At 60.9% G+C, this 6,200-nt stretch carries 5 protein-coding genes; all 5 read left to right on the top strand.

Annotated features, from left to right (window positions below):
* Positions 1–252 (top strand): hypothetical protein (locus ABHR76_RS09260; protein WP_346977487.1); only part of this gene is annotated, 252 nt, incomplete at its 5' end.
* A gap of 655 nt (positions 253–907) precedes the next feature.
* Complete coding sequence (gatC, locus tag ABHR76_RS09255; protein WP_055287082.1) at positions 908–1,219, top strand: Asp-tRNA(Asn)/Glu-tRNA(Gln) amidotransferase subunit GatC; 312 nt, start codon at positions 908–910, stop codon at positions 1,217–1,219.
* Positions 1,219–2,733: an Asp-tRNA(Asn)/Glu-tRNA(Gln) amidotransferase subunit GatA gene (gene gatA, locus ABHR76_RS09250; RefSeq protein WP_346977485.1), complete on the top strand. Its 1,515-nt coding sequence runs from the start codon at positions 1,219–1,221 to the stop codon at positions 2,731–2,733. The genes gatC and gatA overlap by 1 nt, the downstream gene beginning before the upstream one ends.
* Positions 2,733–4,409 carry an Asp-tRNA(Asn)/Glu-tRNA(Gln) amidotransferase subunit GatB gene (gatB, locus tag ABHR76_RS09245; RefSeq protein ID WP_346977484.1) on the top strand — a complete coding sequence of 559 codons (1,677 nt, stop codon included), beginning with the start codon at positions 2,733–2,735 and terminating at the stop codon, positions 4,407–4,409. The genes gatA and gatB overlap by 1 nt, the downstream gene beginning before the upstream one ends.
* 478 nt (positions 4,410–4,887) lie before the next feature.
* The coding region (locus ABHR76_RS09240; protein WP_346977482.1) for an ATP-binding protein at positions 4,888–6,200 on the top strand (1,313 nt) is incomplete at its 3' end.

Here is a 6,200-nt window from a genome sequence, read left to right as displayed (position 1 = left end):
CTTAATCAGAACGAGGGCGAGAATACGTTGACGGTGACCACATCCAAGAATGGCTCTGGTCTCGTCACCAATTCCTCTTCTGGTGGCGGCACCGTTACCCTTACCGTCAAGAACAAGAAAGGCTCCGACCTCCCGCTGACCGGTCTTAACGGCGTGACCTTCACTTGGATCGCTGGCAGCGCAGTGCTGTGCATCGGCGTGGCACACCTCATCCGCAGCCGTAAGCAGGCTGAGGAGTCCGAGCAGGAGTAACGCTCGCTCGCCCATCACTTTGGCAGGTGGGGTGTGATAGCCATGAGACTTGCGGACACTTTTCTCGTCCATCGACGTTCTTGCTTCGTAGGCGCACGCGCGGTGCGGACGGTAGAAGGCAGTTGTGCCGCAAGCGCAAATAAGAATGCCCGGGGGTCGGATCCCGGGCATTTAACAAAAGCTGAAAACTAGGCCGCCCGCGCTTTCGAACACTTACGCGGGATGCATCGTTTCCTGTAGCTATTCTATCCCGAATCGCCCCGCCGATCCGGGATATTTTGAAAACTCAAATACGGGCTTATGTCCCCGCCACACAGGGTGGATTCTCCCATTCCGATCTTCAAACATCTCAATCTGTAACATCTGGACGGGAAAATCGGCTCCACCTGTTACAGATCGAGACAAAACGCAGGGAGCGGACCGTGAATCTCGATCTGTAACAGTAAACCGGCTTTTGACGGCCTAGATGTTACAGATCGAGACAAAGTATCGGGCCAGACAAGCGTGCCGGCCAAAACCATCACAAAGGTGCCTGTCCTCTTTGTGCTGGCGCCGTCCTCGTTACGTTTTCGCTGCATTTGGGTAAAGCGCCTGCTCCAAGCGGCGTAGCCTTGTATACTAGAGCGGTTTATCTGTTATGCGGAAGGGAGCGCCTATGGCACTCAGCGAGAAAGACGTGCGCGGCATCGCCGAGTACGCAAAGATCGCACTGACCGATGACGAGCTCACCCAGATGACGTCCTACCTGAACGACGCCGTCCAGATGCTCGAGCCCGTCTTGCAATATGACTTGCCCGACGTGGAGCCCACGTTCCATCCTATCGGAAGCCTGTCCAACGTGATGGGCGATGACCTGCGCGAGCCCGAGCGCGATTTGCCGCTCGACGTCGCGCTCGAAAACGCCGGCAGCGCGCGCGACCGCTACTTCCGCGTGCCGTCCATTTTGGGAGAGGGGGAGAGCGAGTAATGGCGCAGAGCTTCGATTCCCTTACCGCCGCCCAGATCGCCGCGGGCGTTGCCGCCGGCGACTTTACCGCTACCGAGGTGGCCCAGGCCTCCCTTGCCGCCATCGAGGCGCGCGAGGGCGGGGTCCAGGCATTCCTGCAGGTAGCGCCCGAGCTGGCGCTCGAGGCCGCCGCGCGCGTGGATGCCGACCGTGCCGCAGGCAAGCCGCTGCCCCCGCTCGCGGGCGTGCCGCTGGCCATTAAGGACAACATGAACCTCGTGGGCACGCGCACCACCTGTGCTTCCCGCATGCTCGAGGACTACCAGAGCGTCTACACCGCCACCTGCGTCCAGCGCATGCTCGATGCCGGCTGCCTGCCCATCGGCAAGGCCAACATGGACGAGTTTGCCTTTGGCAGCTCCACCGAGAGCTCAGCGTTCCACCGCACCAACAACCCCTGGGATACCGAGCGCGTGCCCGGCGGCTCCTCAGGCGGCTCCGCTGCCGCCGTCGCCGCGGGCGAGGTCGCGCTCTCGCTGGGCTCGGATACCGGTGGTTCCATTCGTCAGCCGGCGTCGCTGTGCGGCGTGGTGGGCTTTAAGCCCACGTATGGCGCCGTGAGCCGTTACGGCGTAGTTGCCTTTGGCTCGTCGCTCGACCAGGTGGGCCCCTTCGGCCGCACGGTCGAGGATGTCGCACTGGCCATGAATGCGCTTACCGGCGCGGGCCACGATCCGTACGACTGCACCAGCCAGGATTGCGCCGTCGACTTTACCGAGCATCTCAACGACAGCATCGAGGGCAAGCGCGTGGGCATCATCCCCGCGTTTATGGAGGCCGAGGGTCTGACGCCCGAGGTCAAGGCCGCTGTTCAGCGCGCCGCCCAGGAGCTGCAGAACCAGGGTGCCGAGCTGGTCGAGGTCGACCTGCCGCACCTGGACGCCGCCATCGCCGCCTACTACGTCATCGGCCCGGCCGAGGCATTCTCCAACCTGGCCCGTTTCGACGGCATTCGCTACGGCTATCAGGAGGAGGGCTGCGCCAACCTGTCCGACCAGAGCTCGCTTTCGCGCGCCCACGGCTTTGGCGCCGAGGCCAAGCGCCGTCAGATGCTCGGCGCCTACCTGCTGAGCTCGGGCGTGTACGACAAGTATTACTACGCCGCGCAAAAGGCCCGCACGCTCATCACGCAGGACTACGACGCCGCGTATGCCAAGGTGGACACCATTCTCATGCCCGCCTCGCCGCGCACGGCCTTTAAGTTTGGCGAGATCAGCGATCCCACGCAGATGTACCTCTCCGACCTGTACACCATTTCGCTCAACATTTGCGGCAACGGTGGCATCTCGGTGCCGCTGGGCCTGGGCGAGGATACTCAGCTGCCCGTTTCTGCCCAGCTGGTGGGTCCGGCCTTTAAGGACCGTCAGCTGCTCACGTTTGCCCGCGCCCTGGAGCGCGGCTTTGCCGATGCCGCCACGGGTGCGCCCGCGCTTTCCGTCGCGCCCGACTTTGCCGGGAAGGGGGGCGAGCTGTAATGAAGGAGCTTTCCGAGGTCCTGCAGGATTGGGAGGCCGTGATTGGCCTGGAGATCCATACCGAGCTCACCGCGCTCGATACCAAGATGTTCTGCAACTGCAAGCTCAGCCACGATGACGAGCCCAACGCCAACGTGTGCCCGGTGTGCCTGGGCCTGCCCGGCGCTCTGCCGGTGCCCAACAAGCGCGCCATCGAGAGCATCGTCAAGGCCGGTCTCGCCACCAACTGCGAGATCCAGCGCCACTCGATGTTCTACCGCAAGCACTACTTCTATCCCGACATGGCCAAGAACTTCCAGACCACGCAGGGTCCGGTCGCCTTTGCCATGTACGGTCACCTGGACCTGGATGTGACCGGTCGCGGTGCCGCCGAGCGCCCCGACTGCGCGTTTGGCGAGGCCGAGGCCCAGAGCCTGGCGAGCGCCTCGGCCAATGCCGAGGGCCTGTCCACGTCCATGACGTCGACCATGCGCGAGGGTAACCAGCGCGCCGGCCATCTGGCCAGCTACGATGCGTCCAACCTGCAGATGCCCGAGCGCCGCGAGGACGGTTCCTACACGGTGCCCATTCGCATACTGCGCATCCACATGGAGGAGGACGCTGCCAAGATGGTCCACGTGGGCGGCGCCGAGGGCCGCATTACCGCCGCGGCCGAGTCGCTCGTCGACTACAACCGCTGCGGCACGCCTTTGATTGAGCTCGTGACTGAGCCCGACTTGCGTACGCCCGAGGAGGCTCGCCTGTTTATGGAAAAGCTCCGTCGCATCTTTGTGACGCTGGGCATTTCCGACTGCTCCATGGAGAAGGGTTCCATGCGCTGCGACGGTAACGTGTCGCTGCGCCGCCGCGGCGAGACCAAGCTGGGCACCAAGACCGAGCTTAAGAACCTCAACTCGTTTAAGAGCCTGCACGACGGCCTTGCCTACGAGATCTGCCGTCAGGCCGAGGTGCTCGAGGAGGGCGGCATCATCTATCAGGAGACCCGCCACTGGGAGCCCAGCCGCAAGCGCACCGTGGTCATGCGTGTGAAGGAGACGGCCGACGACTATCGTCTGTTCCCCGATCCCGACCTGGCGCCGTTCGATCTGGACGACGAGTTCATCGACCGCTGCCGTGGCGAGATCCCCGAGCTGCCCGATGCCAAGCGCGCCCGTTTTGAGGCCGACTTTGGCATTAAGGCGGCCGACGCCGAGCAGATTGCCGGCGACCCGGAGTTTGCCGACTTCTTTGAGGCCGCTGCTGCCGGTATGGCCGGCAAGGAGGCCCAGACGGTCGCTAACCTGCTGGTGAACGAGATGATCGCCTACCTTAAGGGCGCAGGCGTGTCGCTCGCCGAGTCCGGCATCGCGCCGGCTCAGGTGGCAGCCCTTGCCAAGCTGCTGGCGACCGACGCCATCAGCTCCAACCAGGCGCACGAGGTCTTTGAGGCCATGGCCCAGACCGGCGACGACCCCAACAAGATCGTCGACGAGCGCGGCATGCGTCAGGTGAGCGATGCCGGCGCGCTGCAGCCGATTGTGGAAGAGGTGCTGGCAAACTGTGCCGATCAGGCGCAGCAGTATCGTGACGGCAACCAGAAGGTCATCGGCTTTTTGGTGGGCCAGTGCATGAAGGCGAGCCGCGGCAAGGGCAACCCGAAGCTCTTCAACGAGTTGCTGAGAACGTCGCTCTCGTAAACGGGAACCCGGGAGCCCCGGCAGGGCGGGTGCTTCCTCAAAATTTCGAACAGTCCTGCGCAAGACGAAGGCCACATTAAGTGGCCTTCTTTGCGTGCGGAACTCATTTTGAGCAAGCACCCGCCCTGCCGGGGCTCCCGGGTTCCGTGACGACTCGGCCGTTCGGGTCAGGCGAGCTGAATTGAATAGAGTGAATGGGCGCGCCGTTGGCACGCCCATTGTTTTGAGGGGAACTCATTGAGAGGCAAGGCCCTGCGCCCGGCCCCTCGGTTCCGTGACGACTCGGCCGTTCGGGTCAGGCGGGCTGATAGGAAAGATGGTGGCGGAGGCGCAAAATGCGCCTCCGCCTTTTCAATGTGATGAAAGTGTGGCGAAATGAGCTTAAAACTTCTGTAAATGTGATAAATGTCACGTTTTACCTAGGGTAAAATGTGGGAAATATCACGTTTACGGAAGTTTCTTTGCGGGAGGTTCGGCCATGCAGCGAGATATCATTGCCAAGCTTAACGCTTGGAAAGCGTCAGAATATCGTAAGCCGCTTATCCTTAAGGGGGCGCGCCAGGTTGGAAAGACGTGGGCGCTTAAGGAGTTCGGCCGAACCTCGTACATCAATTATGTGTATCTGACGCTCGAGGAGCCGTCACCTGGGGTACAGAGCGAGTACGCTCAGTTTTTCGAAGGTACGCGCGATCCTCGACGGATCATCTCAAATCTTTCCCTGGCGCTTGGACAGCCTATCGATCCTGGCGAGACGCTGCTTATTATTGATGAGATCCAGGATTGTCCTTCTGCAGTCGGTGCCCTTAAATACTTCTGTGACGAGGCCCCCGAGTATCACGTCGCATGCGCAGGGTCTTTGTTGGGCGTTCGCTTGTCCCGTGAGACCAGCGCTTTTCCGGTGGGAAAGGTCGAGTTCATGGAGATGCGCCCCATGAGCTTTTCCGAGTTTCTGAAAGCCGAGGGCGCTGCAAACTACGACGAATACCTTGGCGGCCTGGATCAGATCGAGACAGTGCCCGATTTCTTCCATGTCCGTCTCGTCGAGCATCTTCGTCGTTATTTTGCATGCGGCGGCATGCCAGAGGCTCTTGGCCGGTGGGTGGAGACGGGCGATATCGTTCAGGTCGATAAGGTGTTGTCTGATCTCTTGGATTCCTACGAGCGCGATTTTGCCAAGCATGGTGGCCGTGCGCAGTTCGCCAAGCTTTCGCAAATATGGAACTCGATTCCAGCTCAGTTGGCGCGCGAGAACAAAAAGTTCGTTTGGGGTGCGGTGCGCGAGGGGGCTCGTGCTCGAGAATACGAGGATGCTCTGGAATGGCTTGCCGATGCTGGGCTCATCACGGCGGTTCGCCTTAATGCTGCTGGTGGTGTGCCGCTCTCTGCGTACGATGACCTCAAGGCATTTAAGGTCTACTGTCTTGATGTCGGCTTGCTGCGCCGCATGGCAAGGCTGGATGCGTCCGCTTTTGCCATCTCGGATGCGCTATTTTCGGAGTTCAAAGGTTCGTTCGCCGAGAACTATGTGCTTCAGGCATTACTTTCACAGTTAGATGCTGCTCCGCGTTATTGGACAAACGAGAAGCCGAAGCACGAAGTCGATTTTTTGATTCAAGTCGGAAACGAAATCGTTCCCGTCGAGGTCAAATCGGGAGAGGTCGTTCATTCCAAGAGCCTTAAGTACTATGCCGACAAGCATGCGGAGACGACTCCATTGAGGGTCCGCTACTCACTTAAGAACCTAAAGCTCGACGACGGGGTGCTCAACATTCCGTTGTATTTGGCTGATCG

This window comes from Collinsella aerofaciens (assembly GCF_039752985.1).
Taxonomy (GTDB): domain Bacteria; phylum Actinomycetota; class Coriobacteriia; order Coriobacteriales; family Coriobacteriaceae; genus Collinsella; species Collinsella aerofaciens_BT.
The sequence above is the reverse complement of the archived record's forward strand: the minus strand, read 5'-3'. Positions and strand labels throughout refer to the sequence as shown.